This is a genomic window from Mesorhizobium sp. M7A.F.Ca.CA.001.10.2.1 (assembly GCF_003998575.1).
GTDB lineage: Bacteria > Pseudomonadota > Alphaproteobacteria > Rhizobiales > Rhizobiaceae > Mesorhizobium.
Genome location: NZ_RZQY01000023.1, coordinates 1 through 22,854, shown reverse-complemented (window position 1 = coordinate 22,854; position 22,854 = coordinate 1). Strand labels below are relative to the sequence as shown.

The 22,854-nt window shown below is 63.4% G+C and carries 18 protein-coding genes; 11 read left to right on the top strand and 7 right to left on the bottom strand.

Going from position 1 to position 22,854, the window contains the following annotated elements; genetic code table 11:
* Together rhaI and EN964_RS03195 are read right to left on the bottom strand one after the other, a co-directional pair.
* Window positions 1–1,204: L-rhamnose catabolism isomerase (rhaI, locus tag EN964_RS03200; RefSeq protein ID WP_164775717.1), on the bottom strand; the 1,204-nt coding region annotated here is incomplete at its 3' end.
* A 97-nt stretch (window positions 1,205–1,301) separates the two neighbouring features.
* A complete protein-coding gene (locus EN964_RS03195; protein ID WP_127267355.1) occupies window positions 1,302–3,404 on the bottom strand; it encodes a bifunctional rhamnulose-1-phosphate aldolase/short-chain dehydrogenase in 2,103 nt (700 codons plus the stop codon).
* Between the two features lie 185 nt (window positions 3,405–3,589).
* Here EN964_RS03195 and EN964_RS03190 point away from each other — a divergent pair, with 185 nt between their 5' ends.
* The 7 genes from EN964_RS03190 to EN964_RS03160 all read left to right on the top strand — a co-directional run bounded on the left by EN964_RS03190 (window position 3,590) and on the right by EN964_RS03160 (window position 10,729).
* Window positions 3,590–4,399, top strand: coding sequence for a DeoR/GlpR family DNA-binding transcription regulator (locus tag EN964_RS03190; protein WP_023813909.1), 810 nt, complete (start codon window positions 3,590–3,592; stop codon window positions 4,397–4,399).
* Window positions 4,400–4,454: 55 nt separating this feature from the next.
* Window positions 4,455–5,450 (top strand): rhamnose ABC transporter substrate-binding protein, encoded by a 996-nt coding sequence (gene rhaS, locus EN964_RS03185; RefSeq protein WP_013533599.1) that lies wholly within the window; start codon window positions 4,455–4,457, stop codon window positions 5,448–5,450.
* 84 nt (window positions 5,451–5,534) lie between these two features.
* Window positions 5,535–7,076 (top strand): sugar ABC transporter ATP-binding protein, encoded by a 1,542-nt coding sequence (locus EN964_RS03180; RefSeq protein ID WP_127269353.1) that lies wholly within the window; start codon window positions 5,535–5,537, stop codon window positions 7,074–7,076.
* Window positions 7,073–8,047, top strand: coding sequence for an ABC transporter permease (locus EN964_RS03175; protein WP_127269352.1), 975 nt, complete (start codon window positions 7,073–7,075; stop codon window positions 8,045–8,047). The genes EN964_RS03180 and EN964_RS03175 overlap by 4 nt, the downstream gene beginning before the upstream one ends.
* Complete coding sequence (locus tag EN964_RS03170) at window positions 8,044–9,039, top strand: ABC transporter permease (protein WP_127269351.1); 996 nt, start codon at window positions 8,044–8,046, stop codon at window positions 9,037–9,039. Before EN964_RS03175 ends, EN964_RS03170 begins: the two co-directional genes overlap by 4 nt.
* On the top strand, window positions 9,039–9,356 hold the full coding sequence (rhaM, locus tag EN964_RS03165; RefSeq protein ID WP_127269350.1) for an L-rhamnose mutarotase: 318 nt from the start codon (window positions 9,039–9,041) through the stop codon (window positions 9,354–9,356). The genes EN964_RS03170 and rhaM overlap by 1 nt, the downstream gene beginning before the upstream one ends.
* Window positions 9,353–10,729 carry an FGGY-family carbohydrate kinase gene (locus EN964_RS03160; protein WP_127271724.1) on the top strand — a complete coding sequence of 459 codons (1,377 nt, stop codon included), beginning with the start codon at window positions 9,353–9,355 and terminating at the stop codon, window positions 10,727–10,729. Before rhaM ends, EN964_RS03160 begins: the two co-directional genes overlap by 4 nt.
* Here the strand turns inward: EN964_RS03160 and EN964_RS03155 are convergent, their stop codons facing one another.
* From EN964_RS03155 to galE, 3 genes are all read right to left on the bottom strand, one after another.
* Window positions 10,730–12,556, bottom strand: coding sequence for an alanine racemase (locus EN964_RS03155; protein ID WP_127271726.1), 1,827 nt, complete (start codon window positions 12,554–12,556; stop codon window positions 10,730–10,732).
* A 2-nt stretch (window positions 12,557–12,558) separates the two neighbouring features.
* Window positions 12,559–13,809 carry a D-amino acid dehydrogenase gene (locus tag EN964_RS03150; protein ID WP_127271728.1) on the bottom strand — a complete coding sequence of 417 codons (1,251 nt, stop codon included), beginning with the start codon at window positions 13,807–13,809 and terminating at the stop codon, window positions 12,559–12,561.
* Between the two features lie 105 nt (window positions 13,810–13,914).
* The gene (gene galE / locus EN964_RS03145; RefSeq protein WP_127270794.1) at window positions 13,915–14,910 is read right to left on the bottom strand and encodes a UDP-glucose 4-epimerase GalE; all 996 of its coding nucleotides are present in this window, start codon (window positions 14,908–14,910) and stop codon (window positions 13,915–13,917) included.
* 267 nt (window positions 14,911–15,177) lie between these two features.
* Between galE and hemA the strand changes: the two genes are divergently transcribed.
* Window positions 15,178–16,455, top strand: a complete 1,278-nt coding sequence (gene hemA / locus EN964_RS03140; protein ID WP_127270796.1) for a 5-aminolevulinate synthase — start codon at window positions 15,178–15,180, stop codon at window positions 16,453–16,455.
* Between the two features lie 335 nt (window positions 16,456–16,790).
* Here hemA and EN964_RS03135 read toward each other — a convergent pair whose 3' ends face one another.
* Window positions 16,791–17,957: a pyridoxal phosphate-dependent aminotransferase gene (locus EN964_RS03135; RefSeq protein WP_127271730.1), complete on the bottom strand. Its 1,167-nt coding sequence runs from the start codon at window positions 17,955–17,957 to the stop codon at window positions 16,791–16,793.
* 112 nt (window positions 17,958–18,069) lie between these two features.
* Entirely contained in the window at window positions 18,070–18,492 is a 423-nt protein-coding gene (mscL, locus tag EN964_RS03130) for a large conductance mechanosensitive channel protein MscL (protein ID WP_027038576.1), read from the bottom strand.
* Between the two features lie 142 nt (window positions 18,493–18,634).
* Between mscL and EN964_RS03125 the strand changes: the two genes are divergently transcribed.
* From EN964_RS03125 to EN964_RS03115, 3 genes are all read left to right on the top strand, one after another.
* Window positions 18,635–18,949, top strand: coding sequence for a hypothetical protein (locus EN964_RS03125; protein WP_127268170.1), 315 nt, complete (start codon window positions 18,635–18,637; stop codon window positions 18,947–18,949).
* On the top strand, window positions 18,939–19,214 hold the full coding sequence (locus EN964_RS03120) for a type II toxin-antitoxin system RelE/ParE family toxin (RefSeq protein WP_127268171.1): 276 nt from the start codon (window positions 18,939–18,941) through the stop codon (window positions 19,212–19,214). Before EN964_RS03125 ends, EN964_RS03120 begins: the two co-directional genes overlap by 11 nt.
* A gap of 126 nt (window positions 19,215–19,340) precedes the next feature.
* Complete coding sequence (locus EN964_RS03115) at window positions 19,341–22,829, top strand: PAS domain-containing hybrid sensor histidine kinase/response regulator (protein WP_245490628.1); 3,489 nt, start codon at window positions 19,341–19,343, stop codon at window positions 22,827–22,829.
* Window positions 22,830–22,854: the final 25 nt, after the last annotated feature.

The window sequence follows — 22,854 nt, the reverse complement described above, 5'->3', positions numbered from 1 at the left end:
GATCAATGGCGCCACCAGTCTTCAGCCGCGCCATGGCGAGGATCGGCTCGACATCGGTGCGGTAGGCGGCTTTCAGCGTCTGCGTCGCCATCAGCGCATCATTACTGTCCTGAAAACCTTCCAGCGCCTTGCGATCGACGAGCAGCGCCTGCGCATAGGCGCGCTGCACCTCGACCGCCGACAGCATCAGGCTTTCGATCGGATCGGTGACGTTGTGACTCTGGTCGAGCATGTGCGCCGGATCGAAACCCTCGGTGCCGGACAGTTCGGCATCGACCAGTTCGTTGAAGACGAGGAACAGCCGGTAGGGGTCGATCGAACCGGCATCGAGATCATCGTCGCCATACTTCGAATCGTTGAAATGGAAGCCGCCGAGCTTCTTGAATTGGATCAGCCGCGAGACGATCATCTCGATGTTGACGTTGGGGGCATGGTGGCCGAGGTCGACGAGACAGAACGCCTTGTCGCCCAATTCCCTGGCGATCATGTAGTTGGTGCCCCAGTCCTGCACGACGGTGGAATAGAAGGCCGGCTCGTACATCTTGTGCTCGCTGAACAGCTTCCAGCCGGCGGGCAGTCCGGCGTAAACCTCTTTCATGGCGTCGAGATAGCGCTCGAACGCCTTGGCGAAATTGACCTGGCCCGGGAAGTTCGAACCGTCGCCGATCCACACCGTCAGGGCCTTGGAGCCGAGCGTCTTGCCGATCTCGATACATTCGAGATTGTGCTCGACCGCTTGCCGGCGCGTGCCGGCATCGGCATGCGACAGCGAGCCGAATTTGTAGGAAAGCGCCTGGTCCTTCGCGTCGGAAAAAGTGTTGGAGTTCATGGCGTCGAAGCCGAGGCCAAAGCGCGAAGCCGCCTGCTTCAGCCGGTTCGGGTCGGCCTTGTCCCACGGAATGTGCAGGGAGACGGTCGGCGTCGCTTGCGTCAATTGCTGGATGACGGCGCAGTCCTCGATCTTGTCGAAGATATCGCGCGGCTCGCCGGCGCCGGGAAAGCGGGCAAAGCGCGTGCCGCCGGTGCCGACACCCCAGGACGGGATCGCCACCGCGAATTTCTCGACCTTGTCTCTGATAGCGTCGATGGCGATGCCGCGACGGTCGAGCCGCTCGCCGAGCGAGGCGTAGTCGCGCTCGAGGTTGGGCTTGCGCGCGGCGTTGTCCTTGTCGACGAGGTCGGCGGAGATGATGGATTCGGACAAGTGCTGGTTCCTCCCAAAATATATGCGGGCAGCGCTGCCCCTCATCCGCCTGCCGACACCTTCTCCCCGTATAGTGATGGGGAGAAGGGCGAAGCGGCTAGCGCGTAAAGCTCTGGGCGTTGCCCGCGTCGACATTGATGATGTTGCCGGTCGACTTGGCCGACATGTCGGACGCCAGGAAATAGATCGCTTCGGCGATGTCTTCCGGGAAGACCGAGCGCTTCAGCATCGAACGCGAGCGATAGTGCTCCTCCAGATCGTCGGTCGACATCTTGTAGGCGGCGGCGCGCTGTTCCTTCCACTCGCCGGTCCAGATCTTCGAGCCGCGCAGCACCGCGTCCGGGTTGACGACATTGACCCTGATCTGCGCCTCCGCGCCCTCAAGCGCCAAGCAGCGGGCGAGATGGATCTCGGCGGCCTTGGCGGTGCAATAGGCGGCGGCGTTGGGTGATGCGGCAAGGCCGTTCTTGGAGGCGACGAAGACGACGTTGCCACCAATCATCTGCGCGCGGAACAGCCGGAACGCTTCCCGCGAGACCAGGAAATAGCCGGTCGACAGGATGTCCATGTTCTTGTTCCACAGCGCCAGCGTCGTCTCCTCGATCGGCGCCGAGGAGGCGAGGCCAGCATTCGACACCAGAATGTCGATGCCGCCGAACTCGACCGCTGTCTCGGCAAAGCCGGAGATAACCTGGTCCTCCGAGGTGACGTTGATCAGCACCGGGCGGACGAAATCCTTGCCATAGACCTTGGCCAGTTCGTCATTGGCGCTGGCCAGCGCTGTCTCGTCGATGTCGGCCAGCACCACGCAGGCGCCTTCGCGCAGCAGCCGGTTGGCCGTGGCGCGGCCGATGCCGCCGGCGCCACCCGTGACCAGGGCGATCTGGCCGGCAAGCGACTTCGGCTTCGGCATGCGCTGCAGCTTCAGATCCTCGAGCAGCCAGTACTCGATGTCGAAGGCTTCCTGTGCAGGCAGCCCGACATAGGACGAGACGGTGGAGGCGCCGCGCATGACGTTGATGGCGTTGACATAGAATTCTCCCGAAATGCGCGCCGTCGCCTTGTCGCCGGCGAAGGTGAACATGCCGACGCCGGGCATCAGGTAGACGACGGCATTGGGATCGCGGATGGCGGGCGAGTCCGGATGCTTGCAGCTGTCGTAGTAGGCCTGGTAGCCGACGCGATAGGCTGCGATGTCGTCGGCAAGCCGCGCAATCACCGCATCGACATCGGGCTTGGCCGGATCGAATTCGATGACCAGCGGGCGGATCTTGGTGCGCAGGAAATGGTCGGGGCACGAGGTGCCGAGTGCCGCCAGCGGGCGCAGATCCCTGGAATTGACGAATTCGAGCACGGCGGCGGAATCGTCGAAATGGCCTGTTTTGTGGCTCTTCTCCGAGATCAGGCCCCGAATCCTCGGCATCAGTTTGGCCGCGATGGCACGGCGCTCGGTGGCGTCGAGTGCCTTGACCACTTCACCGCCGAAGATAGCGACACCTTCGGAGCGGCGCTCGAACCATTCGATCGCCTGGTTGATCACCGAGATCGTCGTCTCGTAGCATTCCCTGGGGGTGTCGCCCCAGGTGAACAGGCCGTGGCTTTCCAGGATGACACCCTTGGCATCGGGGTGTTCGAGGCAGAATTTCTCCAGCCACAGGCCAAGCTCGAACCCGGGACGCTTCCACGGCAACCAGCCGATGGCGTCGCCGAAGATTTCTTTGGTCAGCGCCTTCGAATCCTTCGCGGCGGCAATGGCGATGATGGCATCGGGATGCATGTGGTCGACAAAAGGCTTCGGCACGTAGGCGTGCAACGGCGTGTCGATAGAGGCCGCGCGTGGATTGAGGTTGAAGGTGCAGTGCGGCAGGAAGCCGACCATTTCATCTTCGTGCTCGACGCCGCGATAGAGACCTTTGAGCGCGCGCAGCTTGTCCATGTAGAGCGTAGCAAAGCCGTCCAGCTTGATCGAGGCGCTGTCGCCGCCCGATCCCTTGACCCACAGCACTTCGACATCCTCGCCGGTGAGCGGGTCTCTCTCCCAGATCTTCGACGACGTGTTGCCGCCGCCATAGTTGGTGACGCGCTTGTCGGAACCAAGTGTGTTCGAGCGGTAGACCAGAAGTTCCGGCCCGCTCATAGCGTGAGCCTTGGCCTCGTCCCACAGATTGGCGAGGCGCGCGCCGGTGCGCTTGTCGAGCATAAGAAATCCTCCCGAAGGCACGCAAAAGGCGCGGCCATTTGGCCCCGAATTTCCACGGAAGCAGCCGGCTTGTCAATCACAAACGATCAATATCGATCATATTGCACTGCACAATGAAATTATATGATCGGAAATGATTGACACTGCGCGTTTTGGGTGCCTAGATGCTCAGGCAGGGAGGAACCATGCACGAAAAAGAGCGCCACAGGATCATTCTGTCCGCTGTCCAGGAAAAGCCTGTGGTGACGGTGCAGGAGATGGTCGACCTGACGGAGTCGTCCGAGGCGACGATCCGGCGCGATATCGCGGCCCTCCACGTCCAGAAGCGGCTGCGCCGTGTGCGCGGCGGCGCCGAGGCAATCTCGCCGCCGCAGTTCATCGGGCTGGCCGGCCGGCCCTTTTCCGTCAACGAAACGATCAACGCCTCGCAGAAGCGGGCGATTGCACGCGAAGCCGTGGAACTGTGCAAGGACGGCGAACCGATCATCATCAATGGCGGCACCACCACCTTTCAGATGGTGCATTTCCTGACCGGCCGCCGCATGCCGATCTTCACCAATTCGTTCCCGATCGCCGAGCACCTGCTCAAGCACTCCAAGAACACGGTGATGCTGTCGGGCGGCACCATTTATCGCGAGCAGAACATCATCCTGTCGCCCTTCGACAATGACGTGACGCGCAATTTCTATGCGCGCCGCATGTTCATGGGCGCGCAGGGTCTGGGGCCGCTCGGCCTGATGGAGGGCGATCCGCTTTTGATCCAGGCGGAGCAGAAACTGATCGACCAAGCCGACGAGTTGGTGGTGCTGGTCGATTCCTCGAAATTCCGCAAACGCTCCAGCCTGATCCTGTGCGGCCTGTCGCGCATCGCCACCGTCATCACCGATGACGGCATCGAGGATCGCGAAGCCAAGATGCTGGAGACCGCGGGGGTGACGCTGATCGTCGCCCGCACATCCGCGACCAACAAGGAAGAATCTTCACTGCAGGCCTGAGGCCAACTCGCGCTCGCAGCGACGATGGAATGCAACGCTCAAGGGAGGAAATTCGATGAGCTTCTTGAAGAAATTGATGGTGACGGCTGCATTCTCAGCCGCCATGTTCGTGAATGCCGCCTATGCCGAAAACGTCAAGATCGCACTGGTGGTGAAATCGCTCGGCAACGGCTTCTTCGATGCCGCCAACAAGGGCGCCGAAGAGGCGGCCAAGGAACTCGGCGATGTCGACATCATCTACACCGGCCCGACCAAGGCGACCGCCGAAGCGCAGATCGAAGTGGTCAATTCGCTGATCGCGCAGAAGGTCAACGCCATCGCCATTTCGGCCAATGACGCCGACGCCTTGGTGCCGGTGCTGAAGAAGGCCATGGAACGCGGCATCACCGTCATCTCGTGGGATTCGGGCGTCGCCAAGGAAGGCCGCCAGCTTCACCTCAACCCGTCCGATACCGGCCTGATCGGTGAGACCATCATCAAGCTTGCCGCCGACCACCTGCCGGAAGGCGGCGAGGTCGCCATCCTGTCGGCCTCCTCGACCGCCACCAACCAGAACGCCTGGATCGACGCGGCCAAGAAAATCCTGCCGGAGAAGTTCCCCAAGATCAAACTCGTCGCCACCGTCTATGGCGATGACGATTCGGCCAAGAGCACCGACGAAGCCAAGGGCCTGTTGAAGTCCTATCCGAACCTCAAGGCGATCATCGCGCCGACCACCGTCGGCGTCGTCGCCGCCGCCCAGGTCGTCACCGACGAGAACCTGATCGGCAAGGTCAATGTCACCGGCCTCGCGCTGCCGTCCGAGTTCAAGAAGTTCATCGACAACGGTTCCAGTCAGGCGGTTGCCCTGTGGAACCCGATCGACCTCGGCTACTCGGCCGTCTACCTCGCCCATGATCTGGCGGTGAAGAAGGAAGAGGCGAAGCCCGGCGCCACGCTGTCGATCGGCCGCGTCGGCAAGGTCACGCTCGACGACACCAACTCGGCTGCGATGGCTCCGCCCTTCCAGTTCGACAAGTCGAACATCGAAAAGTTCTCCAAGATCTATTGATCTGGAGTCCTCTCGAGCTGACGCGGCGGGGCTCACGTCCCGCCGCGACTTTAAACGAACCTTGTTTCAGGGCTTGATACGATTATGGACACGACAGCCCAACACGGCGCGGTGAAGGAGCGGCCTCCGGCCTCGGCTCCACGCCTGACGCTGTCCGGCATCTCCAAGAGCTTTCCCGGCGTGCGCGCGCTGCACAATGTCAGCCTGTCGCTCTACCCCGGGCAGGTGACGGCGCTGATCGGCGAAAACGGCGCCGGCAAGTCGACGCTGGTCAAGATCATGACCGGCATCTACCAGCCCGACGGGGGTACGATCAGCATCGACGGCCAGGCCGTCACCCTGCCGAGCGCGCATGCCGCCTTCGGGCACGGCGTCACCGCCATCCACCAGGAAACCGTGCTGTTCGACGATTTGTCGGTCGCAGAAAACATCTTTCTCGGCCATGCGCCGCGCACGCGATTGCGCACCATCGACTGGCGCACGATGCGCAAGAACGCGCGCGAAGTGCTTGACACCATGCATGCCGGCCACATCGACGCCGATGCGCGCCTGAAGGACCTCGGCATCGCCAACAAGCATCTGGTCGCCGTTGCGCGCGCCATGTCGATCGACGCGCAGATCGTCATCATGGACGAGCCGACCGCCGCACTTTCGATGAAGGAGATCGAGGAGCTCTTTTTGCTGATCGAGTTCCTCAAGAGCGACGGCAAGGCAATCCTGTTCATCAGCCACAAGTTCGACGAGATCTACCGTATCGCCGACCGCTACACGGTGTTCCGCGATGGCGAGATGGTCGGCGAAGGCCTGATCAAGGATGCCGGCCAGAGCCAGATCGTGCGCCTGATGGTCGGCCGCGCGGTCGATCACATCTTCCCGCAGCGCAAGGCCGAGATAGGCGCGCCGGTGCTCTCCGTTTCCGGCCTGTCGCATCCGACCGAATTCAACGACATCGGCTTCGAACTGCACAAGGGCGAGATCCTCGGCTTCTACGGCCTGGTCGGCGCCGGCCGCAGCGAGGTGATGCAGGCGATATCGGGCATCACCCGCACATCAGCCGGCACGATCACGCTGGAAGGCAAGACGCTCGCGCCGAAATCGGCGGCGGATTCGATCGATGCCGGGATCGTCTACGTGCCCGAAGAACGCGGCAAGCAAGGCGTGGTGATCGGCCTGCCGATCTTCCAGAACGTCTCGCTGCCTTCACTCAAGCGCACATCGAAGTCCGGCCTGCTGCGGCTGTCGGAGGAGTTCGATCTGGCCCGCTCCTACACCGAGCGGCTCGACCTCAGGGCCTCCTCGCTCAGCCAGGACGTCGGCACGCTGTCGGGCGGCAACCAGCAGAAGATCGTCATCGCCAAATGGCTGGCGACGTCGCCCAAGGTGATCATCCTGGACGAGCCGACCAAGGGCATCGACATCGGCTCGAAGGCCGCCGTGCACGGCTTCATGGCCGAGTTGGTGGCGCAAGGCCTGTCGGTGATCATGGTGTCCTCCGAGCTGCCCGAAATCCTCGGCATGTCCGACCGCGTCGTGGTCATGCGCGAGGGGCTCGTCGCGGCGGTCTACGACAACAAGGGGTTGGACGCCGAGACGCTGGTTCGGACGGCAGCGGGGATCGCGGCATGAAGGCTTTCCTGAAATACCGTGAAATCTGGCTGTTGGCGGCCATCGTCGTGCTGATCGGGCTGATTTCGACGCGCTTCCCGGCCTTTGCCGACCCCGGCAATCTGCGTCAGGTGTTCAACGACACCTCGATCCTGATGATCCTGGCGCTCGGCCAGATGGTGGTCATCCTGACCCGGTCGATCGATCTGTCGATGGCGTCCAATCTCTGCTTCACCGGCATGGTGGTGGCGATGCTGAACGCAGCACATCCGGCGATCCCGATCCCGCTGCTGATCGTCATTGCGCTGGCCGTCGGTCTGGTGCTCGGCGCCATCAACGGCCTGCTGGTCTGGCGGCTGAACATTCCCTCGATCGTGGTGACATTGGGCACGCTGACCATCTATCGTGGCGCGACCTTCGTCCTGTCCGGTGGCGCCTGGGTCAATGCCGACAAAATGAGCCCGGACTTCATCGGCTTTCAGCGCGCCGCCTTCCTCGGCATTCCGGTGCTGTCGTGGATCGCCATCCTGGTCATTGCGCTGTTCTTCGTCCTGATGACGCGCACCGCGCTCGGCCGCTCGATCTATGCCATCGGCGTAAACCCGACGGCTTCCGTCTATGCCGGCATCGATGTCGGCCGCACCAAGTTCATCGTCTTCTGCATCTCCGGCATGATCGGCGGCCTGTCAGGCTATCTCTGGATCTCGCGCTATGTGATCGCGTCGGTCGAGGTCGCCAATGGCTATGAGCTCAACATCATCGCCGCCTGCGTCATCGGCGGCATCTCGATCGCCGGCGGCATCGGCTCGGTCGGCGGCGCGGTGCTCGGCGCACTGTTCCTGGGCATCATCTCCAACGCGCTGCCGGTCATCAACATCTCGCCCTTCTGGCAGATGGCGATTTCTGGCAGCGCCATCATCCTGGCCGTCGTGCTCAACGCGCGCGGCGAACGCCAGCAAGGCCGCATCATCCTCAGAAAGGTGGAGGCGTGACCGACATCCCTGCTCCGCGCCACATTCCCGACCGGCTCGACAAGCCGCTTCGTTCGGCGATCTTTTCCTGGGAAGCGCTGCTGGTCGTGGTGGCCGTCGCCATCTTCGCCATCAACAGCTTCGCCTCGCCCTATTTCCTCGACCCGTATTCGCTGTCCGATCTGACCTTCAATTTCACCGAGAAAGGCCTGATCGCCTTCGCCATGGCGCTGCTGATCATCTCGGGCGAGATCGATCTGTCGGTGGCCGCCATCATTGCGCTGGCGTCGACGATGATGGGCATGGCGGTGCAGGCCGGCGCCGGCATGCCGGTGCTGGTAGCGATCGGCATCGTCGTCGGGCTCGGCTGCGGCGCCTTCAACGGTCTGCTGGTGACAAGGCTCGGTCTGCCCTCGATCGTCGTCACCATCGGCACGATGAGCCTGTTTCGCGGCATCGCCTTCATCATCCTCGGCGACCAGGCCTACAAGGGTTATCCCGCAAGCTTCGCCTTCTTCGGCCAGGGCTATGTCTGGTGGGTGGTGTCGTTCGAACTGGTGCTCTTCCTGATCGCGGCCGTCGTCTACTGGTTCCTGCTGCACCGTACGAGTTTTGGCCGACGCGTCTTCGCCATCGGCAACAATCCGATAGCTGCGCAGTTTTCCGGCGTGCGCGTCGGCCGCACCAAGTTCCTCCTGTTTTGCCTGACCGGGCTGATGTCGGGCATCGCCTCGGTGCTGATCACCTCGCGGCTCGGTTCGACGCGGCCATCGATCGCGCAGGGCTACGAGCTGGAAGTCATCACCATGGTGGTGCTCGGCGGCGTCAGTATCCTCGGTGGCGCCGGCAGCATTGTTGGGGTCGTGCTCGCGGCCTTCATCATGGGGCTGGTGACCTTCGGGCTTGGCCTGCTCAACGTGCCCGGCATCGTCATGTCGATCTTCATTGGCCTGCTGCTGATTATCGTCATTGCCCTGCCGATCGTCTGGCGGCGACTCCGCGGAGGGCGTTGATGGCCGAGAAATATGCATTCAAGATGAAGCTGAAGCCCGGCATGAAGGCCGAGTACAAGCAGCGTCACGATGAGATCTGGCCGTCGCTGGTGTCACTGCTGAAGCAGGCCGGCGTCTCCGATTATTCCATCCATCTCGACGAGGAGACCAATATCCTGTTCGGTGTTCTGTGGCGGCGTGACGACCACGGCATGGACGAATTGCCCGGATATCCGGTGATGCAGCGCTGGTGGGCTGAAATGGCCGACATCATGGAAACCAGGCAGGACAACGAGCCGGTGGCCGTGCCGTTGGAAACCGTGTTCCACATGGCATGAGTGCGATGCGCCACATCGCCGTTATCGACATCGGCAAGACCAACGCCAAGGTGGCGCTGGTCGACCTCGCTACGTTGAGCGAGGTGGCGCTGCGCCGCATGTCCAATGCGCCGGTGCGACAGGCGCCTTACCCGCACCACGATGTCGAGGCCCTGTGGGCATTCATCCTCGAAAGCCTTGCCGGTCTCAATCGCGAACAGCGCATCGACGCCATTTCGATCAGCACCCATGGCGCGACCGGCGTGCTGGTCGACGCGGCGGGTGAACTGGTGCTACCGGTGCTCGACTATGAGTTCGACGGCCCCGACGGGCTGGCCGAGGGTTATGACGCGATCCGCCCGCCCTTCTCCGAGACCGGCACGCCGCGCCTGCCGCTCGGCCTCAATCTTGGTGCTCAATTCTTCTGGCAGCAGAAGAGCTTCCCGGCGGAATTCGCCAGGGCCGCCGCGATGCTGATGTACCCACAATACTGGGCGTTGCGCCTGACCGGCATCGCCGCCAACGAGGTCACCTCGCTCGGCTGCCACACCGACCTGTGGAACCCGTGGACGGCGGATTTCTCATCGTTGGTCGACAGGCTGGAATGGCGCGGGCTGATGGCGCCGGTGCGGCCGGCCAGCGACCGCCTCGGCCCGATCCTGCCCATCGTTGCGATGCGAACCGGACTCGATCCGCAAACGCCGGTGTTCTGCGGCCTGCATGATTCCAACGCCTCGCTTCTGCCGCATCTTCTCTCCGACAAACCGCCTTTCTCCGTCGTCTCGACCGGCACCTGGGTGGTGTCGATGGCGGTCGGCGGCAAACAGATTGCGCTGGATGCCGCGCGCGACACGCTGGTCAATGTCAACGCAATCGGCGATCCCGTTCCCTCGGCGCGCTTCATGGGCGGCCGCGAGTTTTCCGGGCTGACAAAGGATCAGCCGGAGCAGTGGACCGAGAATGATGTCGGCGCCGTGCTGGCGCGAAAAATGCTGCTGCTGCCGTCGACCCAGCAAGGCTCGGGGCCATTCCCGCACCATGCCGCGGCATGGGTCAACGCCGACGGCCTGAACAGCGGCCAGCGCTTTGCCGCCATCTCGTTCTACCTGGCATTGATGACGGCAACCTGCCTCGAACTGATCGGCGCGGACGGCCCGACCACGGTCGAAGGCCCCTTTGCCCGCAACCGGCTCTTTGTCGGCATGCTGGCGGCAGCCACGGCGCGCGCCGTGGTTGGGTCCGAGGCCGCCACCGGCACCAGCATCGGCGCGGCGCTGCTGGCATCCGATCAGCCGGCGACGCACGGCAAGGGCGAAAGAATAGAACCGCCTGTAGACCCGGCCTGGGTCGACTATGTCAGCGCATGGCGCTCGGCAGTGGACGTGCAGGGCTGATCAGAGAATCCGTTTGCCGAAAGCCGACATGACGAAGTTGACCGCGTCGGTGCCGATCCGCGGCTCCAGATCCGCCGTCAGGCCCGAGACATCCATCGACAGCAAGCCACCGGAGAGCGCGATCGCCTCCATCGCCTGGTGCGTTTCGCGCACGGTCAGCCCGCCGGAGCCCGCAGCCCAGCCGGCGAATTCGGTTGCGGTCGGCGAATAGCTGACATGAAAGCCTTGCGTGCCTGAGGTGGCGATGCGGATCGCTTCGTGCATCAGGTCGCGCATGCCCATGGCGTCGATGTCGGTCATGGTGAAGGCCGACACGCGCGAATCCTTCAGCACCCGCGCCTCGGCCGGATCGGCGTGGCGCAGGCCGACGATGACGACATTTTCCGGCGACAGCTGCGGCTGCAGCGCGCCGGCCTTGTGATCGAGCCCGAGCGATCGCGCCAGGACCGAACATTCCGGCAGGTCGATGCCCTCCTCGTCCTCTGGCATCAGGGCGGCGATGGAATCGATCCAGATCAGGCCGAAAGAATGCGTCGCGCGAGCCGTCGCGGTCAGCGCCTTGTGGGCGATGCGACGATCGACGCCGGCAATCAGCCGGACCAGCCCCGATGGCGGCCGCTCGACATCGGCGAGTTCCACCACGTCGAAGTTCATCGCTTCCAGCCGGGCGCCGGTGCTTTCCCGGGCCAGGATGCCGGCAGCTCCCTGCCCGGCCGTGATCTGCACCATCTTGCGGCCGGAAAAATCCTCGACGTCGTGCATCGGGGCCTTCTCGACATATTCCGAGGTCATCGCCAAAAGCATGGCGCCATAGCTCATGCGGAAGGCGACGCGGTCGCCGACGGAGGGCCTCGGGTCGGCATCGGCGACATCCAAAAGCAGATGATCGCTGGAGGCGCCGAGCACCCTTATCCCCCTGGCGATCGGCGTCAGTCCCTCGACCAGCACATCCTCACGGCCGATATTGGCGATGGCGCGCAGCCTGTCGCCTTCGTCGGGGAAGACCGGCTGATTGCCGAAGGCGTCGTAGCCCGATTGGCCGATCGGTCGTGACGGCTTGAGCTTGACCTCGATGATGTCGCTTGTCAGCCGGCAGGCATCGGGTTCGAGCTCCGCCCACGGCGTGTCGCGGAAGGTCTCGACACCACCCTGCAGGATCGCCTCGCCGACGCGCAGATTGTTGATGCCGGCCGGCAGTCTGCCTTCGAGCAGCAGCGGCAGCGACGACGAGGCGCCGCCGGAGATCACGTCGAGGCTTCTGCCGGACAGGCGCTCGGTCTTGTAGGCATGGGCGACGAGTTGGCCGAGATTTTCCGGCGTCGGCATGATGGCGCCGAAACAGCCGAGATTGGTGCCGATGCCGGCAATGCGAACGCCCTTGAACTGCAGTATCTGCTCGACGGTCGGGATCAGGTCGTTCGGCCAGATGCCTTCTCGCAGATCGCCGAGATCGATCATCAGCATGATGTCGTGGATGCGGCCCATGCGCTCGGCGATGCGCGATATTTCGCGGATGGTGGCGAGTTCCGACTGCAGGCTGATGTCGACGGTGCGCACCACCTCCTCGACCCGCGCCATCGGCGGGCTGCGCAACAGCATGATCGGCGCGTTGATGCCGCTGTCGCGCAGCCGGCGGATGTTCTCGAAACGCGATTCGGCGATGCCGGCGACACCGCCGCGCAACATGGCGCGCGCCACTTGCGGCATGCCGCAAGTGCCCTTGGTAACGCCGAACACTTTTATGCCCGACAGCGCGCAGCGCTCGACGATCGTGCGCGCATTGCGCTCGATGCGGCCAAGGTCGATAGCGACTTGCGGTCCCGACATCACTACCCCCCGTAGACCAGCCCCTGCGGGTCGATCTCCGGCTTGCGGCCGGAAACGAGGTCGGCAAGGAATTTCCCCGAGCCGCAGGCCATGGTCCAGCCGACATGGCCGTGGCCGGTGTCGAGATAGAGATTCTTGTAGCGAGCCTGGCCGATGACCGGCACCGAGTTGGGCATCATCGGCCGCAGACCGGCCCAGAACACAGCCTTCTTCTCGTCGAAGGCACCCGGGAAAAGATCCTTGCCGGTGCTGATGATCGTCTTGAAATCGGCGGGCTTGAAAGTTCGGTCGAAGCCGGTGAATTCAGCCGTCGAGGACATCCGCAAGCGGTTGCCCAGCCTGGAATAGCCGATCAGCCGGTCCTCGTCGGCGCCGCCCATGGTCGGTCCCTTGCTTTCGTCCTCCAGGGGAATCGTCGCGGTATAGCCCTTTACCGGATAGACAGGCAGGTCGATGCCGTAACGGCGCCCGAGCAGGCCGCTCTCCGGTCCCATCGAGATGACCACGGCATCGCCGGCGACCGGGCCGGCCGACGTCATCACCGCGCGCACATGATCGCCCTCGATGTCGAGGCCTTCGACTGTCGTGCCGAACAGGAATTTGACGCCGAGCTTCTCGGCAGCATAGGCGGCCAGCCTGTCGACAAACTGCTTGGAATCTCCGGTCTGGTCGGTTGGCGAATAGACGCCCCCGGCAATCTTGTCCTTGACGCCGGCAAGGCCTGGTTCCAGCTCGACCAGCCGGTCGCGGCCGACGATTTCGATCGGCAGGCCGTGCCTGGCAAGATAACGGTAATTGTCGGTGCCGGTATCGAGGCTCTTTTGCGAGCGGAAGAAGTAGAGAATGCCCTTCTTGCGTTCGTCGTAGTGGATGCCGGTCGCTTCCGAAAGCGCATTGATGCAGTCACGCGAATAGAGCGCGAGCCTGAGCTTGATGTCGGTGTTGGCGCGCAGGCGCGCCACCGTGCACTGGCGCAGGAAACGCAGGCTCCAGGCGAGGAAATAGGGATCGAGGCGCAGCCTGACCTTGATGCCGAGATCATGGTTGTAGAGCCCGCGCAGGAAAGTCTTCAAAGCCGCCGGCGAGGCCCAGGCGGTGGCGTCACCCGGTGACACCAGGCCGGCATTGGACTGGCTGGTGCCTTGTGCCGCCGCCGGATGGCGCTCGATCACTGTCACCTCATGGCCGTCGCTGGCCAGATAATAGGCGGCCGCCGTACCGACGACACCGGCCCCGAGCACCGTTATTTTCATGCCATCCCCCAAGAGCTCCTCGCGGCGCGGCGCCTCCGCACCTTGCCGCGAAGGCCTTCAATAGCGCTTCGCTGCCCGCCTTGCGAGCCCTTGGGAGAACCCGGCTCAGCCGCGCGCGGAGTTCTTGCCGGTCAAGATGCGCTCCCAGGCGAGCGCGTCGGCGACGATCTGGTCGAGATCGTCGCGTTGCGGGGTCCAGCCGAGCTCGGCGCGGGCGAGATCCGAATTGGCAACCACCGCCGCGGCATCGCCAGGACGACGGTCGCCCATCTTCACCTCGAAATCACGGCCAAAAGCGCGGCGCACGCTGTCAATGACCTCGAGCACCGAATAGCCATGGCTGTAGCCGCAATTGGCGACGAGGCTTTGTCCCCCGGCACGCAGCCGCTGCAAGGCCAGGCGATGCGCCGCCGCCAGGTCGCTGACGTGGATGTAGTCGCGCATGCAGGTGCCGTCCGGCGTCGGATAATCGGTGCCGAACACCTGCATGAACGGCCGCTTGCCAAGTGCCGTCTCGCAGGCGACCTTGATCAGATGGGTTGCGCCCGGCGTCGACTGGCCGGTGCGGCCCTTCGGGTCGGCGCCGGCGACGTTGAAGTAGCGCAGCGCGGTATAGCGCAGGCCATGCGCGATCGACGCGTCGCGCAGCATCCACTCACTCATCAGCTTGGACAGGCCATAGGGCGATTCCGGCGACAGGCGGGCGTCCTCGCGCACCGGCTCCAGGCCGGCTCCGCCATAGACGGCGGCAGTCGATGAAAAGATGAAATTGGGCACGCCTTCGCGCACCGCGGTTTCGATCAGCGTGCGCGTCTTCGAGGTGTTGTTCTCGTAGTAACTGAGCGGGTCGGCGACCGATTCCGGAACCACGATCGAGCCGGCGAAGTGAATGATCGCGTCGACCTTGTTCTCCCTGATGACCGAGCCGACCAATTCCCGGTCGGCAACGTCGCCGACGACCAGCCTTGCCTCGGGCGCCACCGCCCATTCGAAACCGGTGGAAAGGCGATCGAGGACGACCACGCCCTCGCCGGCATCAAGCAACTCCCAGACCATATGGCTGCCGATGTAACCGGCGCCGCCTGTAACCAAAACCGTCATCCGCTTCCTCGCTTATCCAAGATTTATCGGAAACTGTCTCAACCCCCGCTCTACTGGAAAGCCCGCCGCATAACCATTGAAACCGTGGTAACCGGCATCGCCGGCTAGTGGCATCGTCCTGAAACAAAGTTGATCCACATCAAGGGAATAGGCCACGATCCGTGATCGTTAGGAACAGGTCCGGGGCGTGGCATTTTGACCAAAAAGGCCAGGTGGACGACCAACAGGCCAATGATTATGATCCCGCGCAAAAATTGGGAAGCCTATATGAACTATCAGCGGTTCTTCGAGGAAGCGATCGACCAGCTCCATGCCGAGCGTCGCTACCGCGTTTTCGCCGACCTGGAGCGGATCGCGGGCAAGTTCCCGCGCGCCATCTGGCGTTCCAATGGCCGCGCCGAGGAAATCACCGTCTGGTGCTCCAACGACTATCTCGGCATGGGCCAGCATCCCGACGTCATCGCCGCGTTCCAGAATACCGCTGGCAAGATGGGTTCGGGCGCCGGCGGCACCCGCAACATTTCCGGCACCTCGAACCCGCTGGTCGAACTCGAGGTGGAGCTTGCCGACCTGCACGACAAGGAAGCGGCACTGGTCTTCACCTCCGGTTTCGTCTCCAACGAGGCCTCGATCTCGACCATCGCGAAGCTTTTGCCCAACTGCCTGATCATCTCGGACGAATTGAACCACGCCTCGATGATCGAAGGCGTGCGGCGTTCCGGCGCCGAGAAAAAGATCTTCCGCCACAACGACGTCGCGCATCTGGAAAGCCTTTTGCAGGCGGCGGGACGCGAACGCGCCAAGCTGATCGTCTTCGAAAGCGTCTACTCGATGGATGGCGACATCGCGCCGATCAAAGAGATCGTCGAGCTCGCCGAGCGCTACAACGCCATGACCTATATCGATGAGGTCCATGCCGTCGGCATGTACGGGCCGCGCGGCGGCGGCATCACCGAGCGCGAAGGCCTGGCCGACCGCATCGACATCATCGAAGGCACCCTGGCCAAGGCATTCGGCACGCTGGGCGGCTATATCACCGGCACCAGCGCCGTGATCGACGCCGTGCGTTCCTATGCGCCGGGCTTCATCTTCACCACGGCACTGCCGCCGGCGATCGCGGCTGCCGCGACCGCGTCGATCCGCCATCTCAAGCGCTCGCAGGCCGAGCGCGACGCCCAGCAGCAGCAGGCGAGCCGAACCAAGCAGATCCTGTCGGCCGCCGGCCTGCCGGTGATGGACTCGCCGACCCACATCGTGCCGCTGCTAGTCGGCGATCCCGAGGCCTGCAAGATGGCCAGCGACCGCCTGCTCGGCGTGCACGGCATCTACATCCAGCCGATCAACTACCCGACCGTGCCGCGCGGCACCGAGCGGCTGCGCATCACGCCGACGCCGTTCCACTCCGATGCACTGATCGCCGAATTGCAGGATGCGCTGGTCGAGACCTGGGATGCGCTCGGCATCCCCTATGGCTCCGCCGGGCGGCCTTCGGTAGCCAAGAGCGACCGCATCATTCCCCTGCTGGTCCCCAAGTCAGGCGGCTGAAGCCGTTGCTGGTTGCGCCTGTCGATTGCTTCCAACGCCGCGACGCTCCGACGTCACGGCATGGATCCTAGGGTCTCCGCGACGTCGCTTCGCGACTGCTACGCCCTAGGATGACGAAGCGTGGGGGCTTCTGGCTAGTCACAGAGTTGGAGTCTGGCATCGTAGCAATGGCCGACCTTCGAGGTTGGCCGAGGCATCTTTCTCTTCGTCATCCTAGGGCGAAGCAAGGAGCGAAGCGACGCGGCGCAGACCCTAGGATCCATGCCGTTACTGCGGCCGAAGAGTGAGGCGGTCCAGAATCTTCAAACGCGCGGCTTTCCTGTCCAGCCCAATCCTCAAACTGCCTTCATCCACTTCGCCAGCCGGTGCGCCGCTTCCTCGACCTGGTCGAGGCGGCGGTGGAAACACAACCGCAAAAACGCCTCGCCGCCGGGGCCGAAAGCCGTGCCTGGCGCCAGGCCGACATTGGCCTTGTCGACAATGTCGAAGGCAGCGGTGCGTGAATCGGTGATGCCGTCGACAGTGAAAAACAGATAGAACGCACCCTGCGGCACCGTAAACCGGGCGCGGCCGGTGGCGCCGAGGATGCCGCAGACAAGGTCGCGCGCCTTGCGCGCCCGCTCCACCTGTTCGGCAACGAAGGCATCGCCCTCATCAAGGGCGGCGGCCGCGCCGCGCTGCATGAACTGGGCGACGCCGGAATTCGAATATTGGATCAGGTTCTCGAACACCTGCTGCAAGCTCGGATGTGTCTTGATCCAGCCGACGCGCCAGCCGGTCATAGCCCAGTTCTTGGAGAAGGAGTTGACATAGAGGATGCGGTCTTCCGCCGACGCGATGTCGAGGAAGGACGGCGCGCGGCCGTGGCCATAGTGGAACAGAGAATAGATCTCGTCCGCGATGATCCAAAGGTTTTTGGCGCGCGCCAGATCGAGGATGGCCTGCAAGGTCTCATCATCGGCGGTCCAGCCGGTCGGATTCGACGGCGTGTTGATGAACAGCGCCTTTGTGCGCGGCGTGATCGAAGCCGCGAGCTTCTCGACGTCGCAGGACCAGCCATTGCCGGAATGATCGAGCGTCACCGCGACCGGAACGGCTCCCGCTATCGCTGCCGCGGCATCGAAATTCGGCCAGGCCGGCGACAGATAGACAACCTCGTCGTCGGCACCGGCGAGCGCGTCGAGCGCCAGCTGGATGGCATGCATGCCGGAGCCGGTGACGATGAATTCTTCCTCCGGGAAGGTCTTGCCGAAATGCCTGGCATAGTAACGGGAGAGTGCCTGCCTAAGTTCGGGGATGCCCCTTTGCCAGGTGTAGAATGTCTCGCCGCCGGCCAGCGCCTTCGACGCGGCATCGGTGATAAAGGCCGGCGTCGGCAGGTCGCCCTCGCCGGCCCAGAGCGGAATCATGCCTTCGCGCAGGCGGCCGTAATTGACGACGGCGACAATGCCGCTTTCGGGTGCCGCACGGGCCTCGGTGCGCAAGCTGTCGATCAGGGTCATTGGCGGGTCCGTTTTGGTCTGCGGTTTTCGTCAGCGGTCCTTACCAGATGCGAAAACAGAAAACCCCGGCCGCGAACGACCGGGGTTTTGGTCCAGCAAATGCCGCCCGTGGTCAGCGCCGGGCGAGCAGATCGCGAATTTCGGTGAGCAGCGCGACGTCGGCAGGCGGCGGAGCGGCCGGTGCAGCGGGCTTCTCGCGCTCAAGCCGCTTGCGCATGTTGTTCACCGCCTTGACCATCAGGAAGATGATGAAAGCGAGGATGAGGAAGTTCAGAGCCACGGTGATGAAGCTGCCATAGGCAAAGACCGCGCCCTGCTTCTTGGCATCGGCCAGCGAGGTCGCGTTGACGGCTGAGGACAATCCGAAGAAATAGTTGTTGAAGTCCAATCCGCCGAAAATCGCACCGACGATCGGCATGATGATGTCGTTGACAAGGGAATCGACGATCTTGCCGAAGGCCGCGCCGATGATGACGCCGACCGCAAGGTCCATCACATTACCCTTGGAAATAAATTCCTGGAATTCTTTCAGCATTCGACCCTCCTTGTCGTGACTGGCCGAGTTGCCGTTTCCGTCCTTGCGACATCGACCTGAGACAACATAACAAAAACCTCCTGACGCAACATCGGCAAAAAGGAGAAAGCAACCGGTTTCTCCTTACCGGGAGCCGGCTAGGTTGCTCGCCGAGACCGACCCCGGTTCAGTTGTTCGAGACCCACGGTTCGGCAGGAGCAGCGTTGAATTTCTGGCAATCATAGGCGTTTTCGCCTACAATATTCTCATGAACATGCTCGAAACCATCAGCATTGACGTTTACCCGTGGGCGGCTCCGACAAAGGAGCAGCGCGCTTGGTTCGACGCACTTTCGCCCGATGAGAAGCGGAAAGCGATTCAGGCGGCCATCGACGAAGGTTTTGAGAGCCCCGTCAGCGACAAGTCTATCGACGACATTATTCGGGAAGCGCGTGCCGAATTCCCGCATGCGTCATAGGATAACGCATCGCGCCGAACGCGATCTGAAAGACATTTACCGACACACCTTCGAAAACTTCGGCCACACTCAGGCCGAAAAGTATCTGCGTGAACTCGACGCGGTGTTTGAGTTGCTCGGCGATTACCCGAATATGGGCAGGCTCTATGAAGGCAGGACCCATCAGTTCGTCCATGGCAAGCACATCATCCTCTATCGTATGGGTTCGGAGGAGATCATTGTCGGCAGCATCTTCCACGGCGCCCAGCGGCGATCTTCACCATAACGACATCGACACCGACGCGCCGGTCTGAGAACCGTCCTACACAGCTCTGCAATGGACTCGGACGCCAAGCTGTGATTGCGTCCGGGCAAGCCGGATAGAAAGACGGCAGAGGAGGAAAGTCCAAGCGTGCAGGGCTTGTTCATCGTCATCATCGCGGTCGCCTATGTGACGCTGCTGTTTGCCATCGCCAGCCTCGGCGACCGCCGCTCGGCCATCTCCGAGCCGAGCCGGGGGCGGCCTTTCATCTACGCACTCAGCCTCGCTATCTACTGCACATCCTGGACTTTCTTCGGCTCGGTCGGTCTCTCTTCCGAACGCGGCCTCGAATTCCTCGGCATCTATACGGGCCCGGTGCTCGTCTTCGTGTTCGGCTTCCCGCTGCTCAACCGCATCGTGCGGCTGGCCAAGACCGAGAAGATCACCTCGATCGCGGATTTCCTCGGCGCGCGCTACGGCAAGAGTTTCACCGTCGCGGCGATCGCCACACTGATCGCCACCATCGGCGCGGTGCCCTATATCGCGCTGCAGTTGAAGGCGATCTCCGGTTCGGTCAGCCTGATGGTCGAGCACTATACGGGATCGCCGCCTTCGTTCGATCCCTTCGTCAGCGACATCTCGTTGGTCGTCGCCATGCTCCTGGCGCTGTTTGCGGTGCTGTTTGGAACCCGTCACGCCGACGCCACCGAACACCAGGACGGGCTGGTGCTGGCGGTGGCGGTCGAAACCGTGGTCAAGCTCGCCGCCTTCCTGGCGATCGGCCTGATGGTCACCTTCCTGATCTTCGGCGGCCCGGGCGACATGTTCGACAAGCTCGCCCAGAACGGGCAGGTCCGGCAGGCGATGAGCTACAACACCTCGCTCGCCACCTGGCTGGTGCTGACTTGCCTTAGCGGCTTTGCCATCATCATGCTGCCGCGGCAGTTCTACGTCACCATCGTCGAGAACCGCGGCGAGGCCGAACTGCGCACCGCGACATGGGTGTTTCCGCTCTACCTCGTGGCGATCAATCTGTTCGTGCTGCCGATCGCTTTTGCCGGCCTGTCGCTGGTCGGCACCGGGACCAGCAGCGATCTCTACGTGCTGTCGCTGCCCTTGTTCACTGGCCATGACTTGCTGGCGATGGCGGCTTTCATCGGCGGCCTGTCGGCGGCGACGGCGATGGTGATCGTCGAGAGCGTGGCGCTGTCGATCATGATCTCCAACGACCTCGTCATTCCGCTGTTCGTGCGCCGCCTGCTCAAGACCTCGACCTCCGAGACCGAGGACTGGTCGACGCTCATTCTCAATGTTCGGCGCGGGGCGATCTTCATCCTTTTGTTCATCGCCTTCCTCTATTATCGCGAGAGCACTGACAGCGCGCGGCTGTCGTCGATCGGCCTGATGTCGTTCGCGGCCATCGCCCAGTTCGCGCCGGCGCTGATCGGCGGGCTGATCTGGCGCGGCGCCACTGGCCGGGGTGCGGCACTTGGCATGGTCGCCGGCATCCTCGTCTGGGGCTACACGCTGCTGTTTCCATCGCTTGCCGCCCCTGATACCGGCATCATCGTGCACGGGCTGTTCGGCTTCGAGGCGCTGCGGCCGCAGGCATTGTTCGGCACCGTCGCCGAACCGCTGAACCACGGCGTGCTGTGGAGCCTGTCGCTCAACGCGGTGTTCTTCGTGCTCGGTTCGCTGTCGCGCGCATCGGTGCCGCTGGAACGCATCCAGGCGTCGATCTTCGTGCCGCGCGATGCCGGCCCGATGCCAAGCCTGCGCCGCTTCCGCACCGCCATCACCGTCAACGACCTCAAGGACACGATCGGGCGCTATCTCGGCGTCGAGCGCACCGAGCGCTCCTTCCAGTCGTTCGAAAAGACCAACGGAACCTCGCTGCACGGCAATGAGCAGGCGAGCATGGACGTCATCCGCTTCTCCGAGCAATTGCTCGCCAGCGCCGTCGGTTCCTCCTCGGCGCGGCTGATCCTGTCGCTGCTGTTTCGGCGCCACGACCGCGAATCCCGAGATGCCTTCCGCTTGCTCGACGACGCCACCGAGGCGCTGCAGCACAACCGCGACCTGTTGCAGATCGCGCTCGACCAGATGGAACAGGGCATCACCGTCTTCGACCGCGATTTCCGCCTGATCTGCTGGAACCGCCAGTACCGGGCGCTGTTCGACCTGCCCGACGAGATGGGCCAGGTCGGCGTCTCGCTCGACCGCATCCTGCGCCATCTCGCCGAACGCGGCGACATCCCCGCCGATCAGCGTGTGGCCATGCTCAACCGCCTGACCAGTTTCGTCAGCCCATGGCAGATGGAACTGAAAACCTCGGGCCGCATCCTGGAACTGCGCTCCAACCCGATGCCGGACGGCGGCATCGTCGCCACCTATGCCGACATTTCCGGGCGCGTCGAACAGGATCTGGCGCTGAAGCGTGCCAATGAATCGCTGGAGCAGCGCGTCAAGACCCGCACCATCGAACTGACCCGGGTCAACGAGGAGCTGGCGCAGGCGCAGATGCTGGCCGAGGAGGCCAATCTCGGCAAGACGCGCTTCCTCGCCGCCGCCGGCCACGACATCCTGCAGCCGCTCAACGCCGCCCGGCTCTATTGCTCCTCGCTGATCGAGAAGGCCGGCAAAGGGCCTGCCGGCAAGGCCGCCGTGAACATCGAATCCTCGCTGGAATCGGTCGAGACCATCCTCGGCGCCGTGCTCGACATCTCCCGCCTCGACGCCGGCGCGATGAAGCCGGACGATACCGCCTTCAACCTCGACGGATTGCTGCGCCAGATCGGCAACGACTTCCGGCCGCTCGCCGCCGAGAAGAAGCTCGCGCTGACCATCATGCCGTCATCGCTGACAGTGACGACGGACCGCAATCTGCTGCGCCGCCTGATCCAGAATCTCGTCTCCAACGCCATCAAATACACGCGCCACGGCCGCGTGCTGGTTGGCGTCAGACGGCGCGGCGATTTGGCCGAGATCCAGGTGATCGACACCGGCATCGGCATCGCCGGCGACAAGCTGAACACCGTCTTTCGCGAATTCACCCGGCTCGACGAGGGCGCGCGCGAGGCCGAGGGCCTCGGTCTCGGCCTCTCCATCGTTGACCGCATCGCCCGGGTGCTGCGGCTGGAGATCCGGATCTTTTCCAACCCTGGCAAGGGCACGCGCTTCTCCGTCATCCTGCCCGTCGCGGCCGTGCAGGAACCGCGGCGCGAGATCGACGCCAGGGTTCCTGCCCGCGCGACGGCTTCGCTGGCCGGACTGCATGTGCTGTGCATCGACAACGACGCCCGCATCCTAGAGGGCATGCGGCTCCTGCTCGAAGGCTGGGGTTGCAACGTCGACACCGTGTCCGGTTCAAAGGATCTGGAAAGCGTGGTGACACACCGCCCGGACATCGTCCTTGCCGACTACCATCTCGACGGCGAAACGGGTCTCGATATCATCGTCAGGCTGCGCGCGCTCCATGGCGACACCCTGCCGGCCGTGCTGGTCACCGCAGACCGCTCCAATGAGGTGCGCACGGCCGCCGGTGCCAGCGGCCTGACCCTGGCCATCATCGAGCGCAGCACCGCTGGTTTGAGCGGTTTGTTGATCACCGCAATCTCGAGCCCGCCGGCGGCCGAATAGCAGCAAAGGCGCCCGGTCTCAGCCC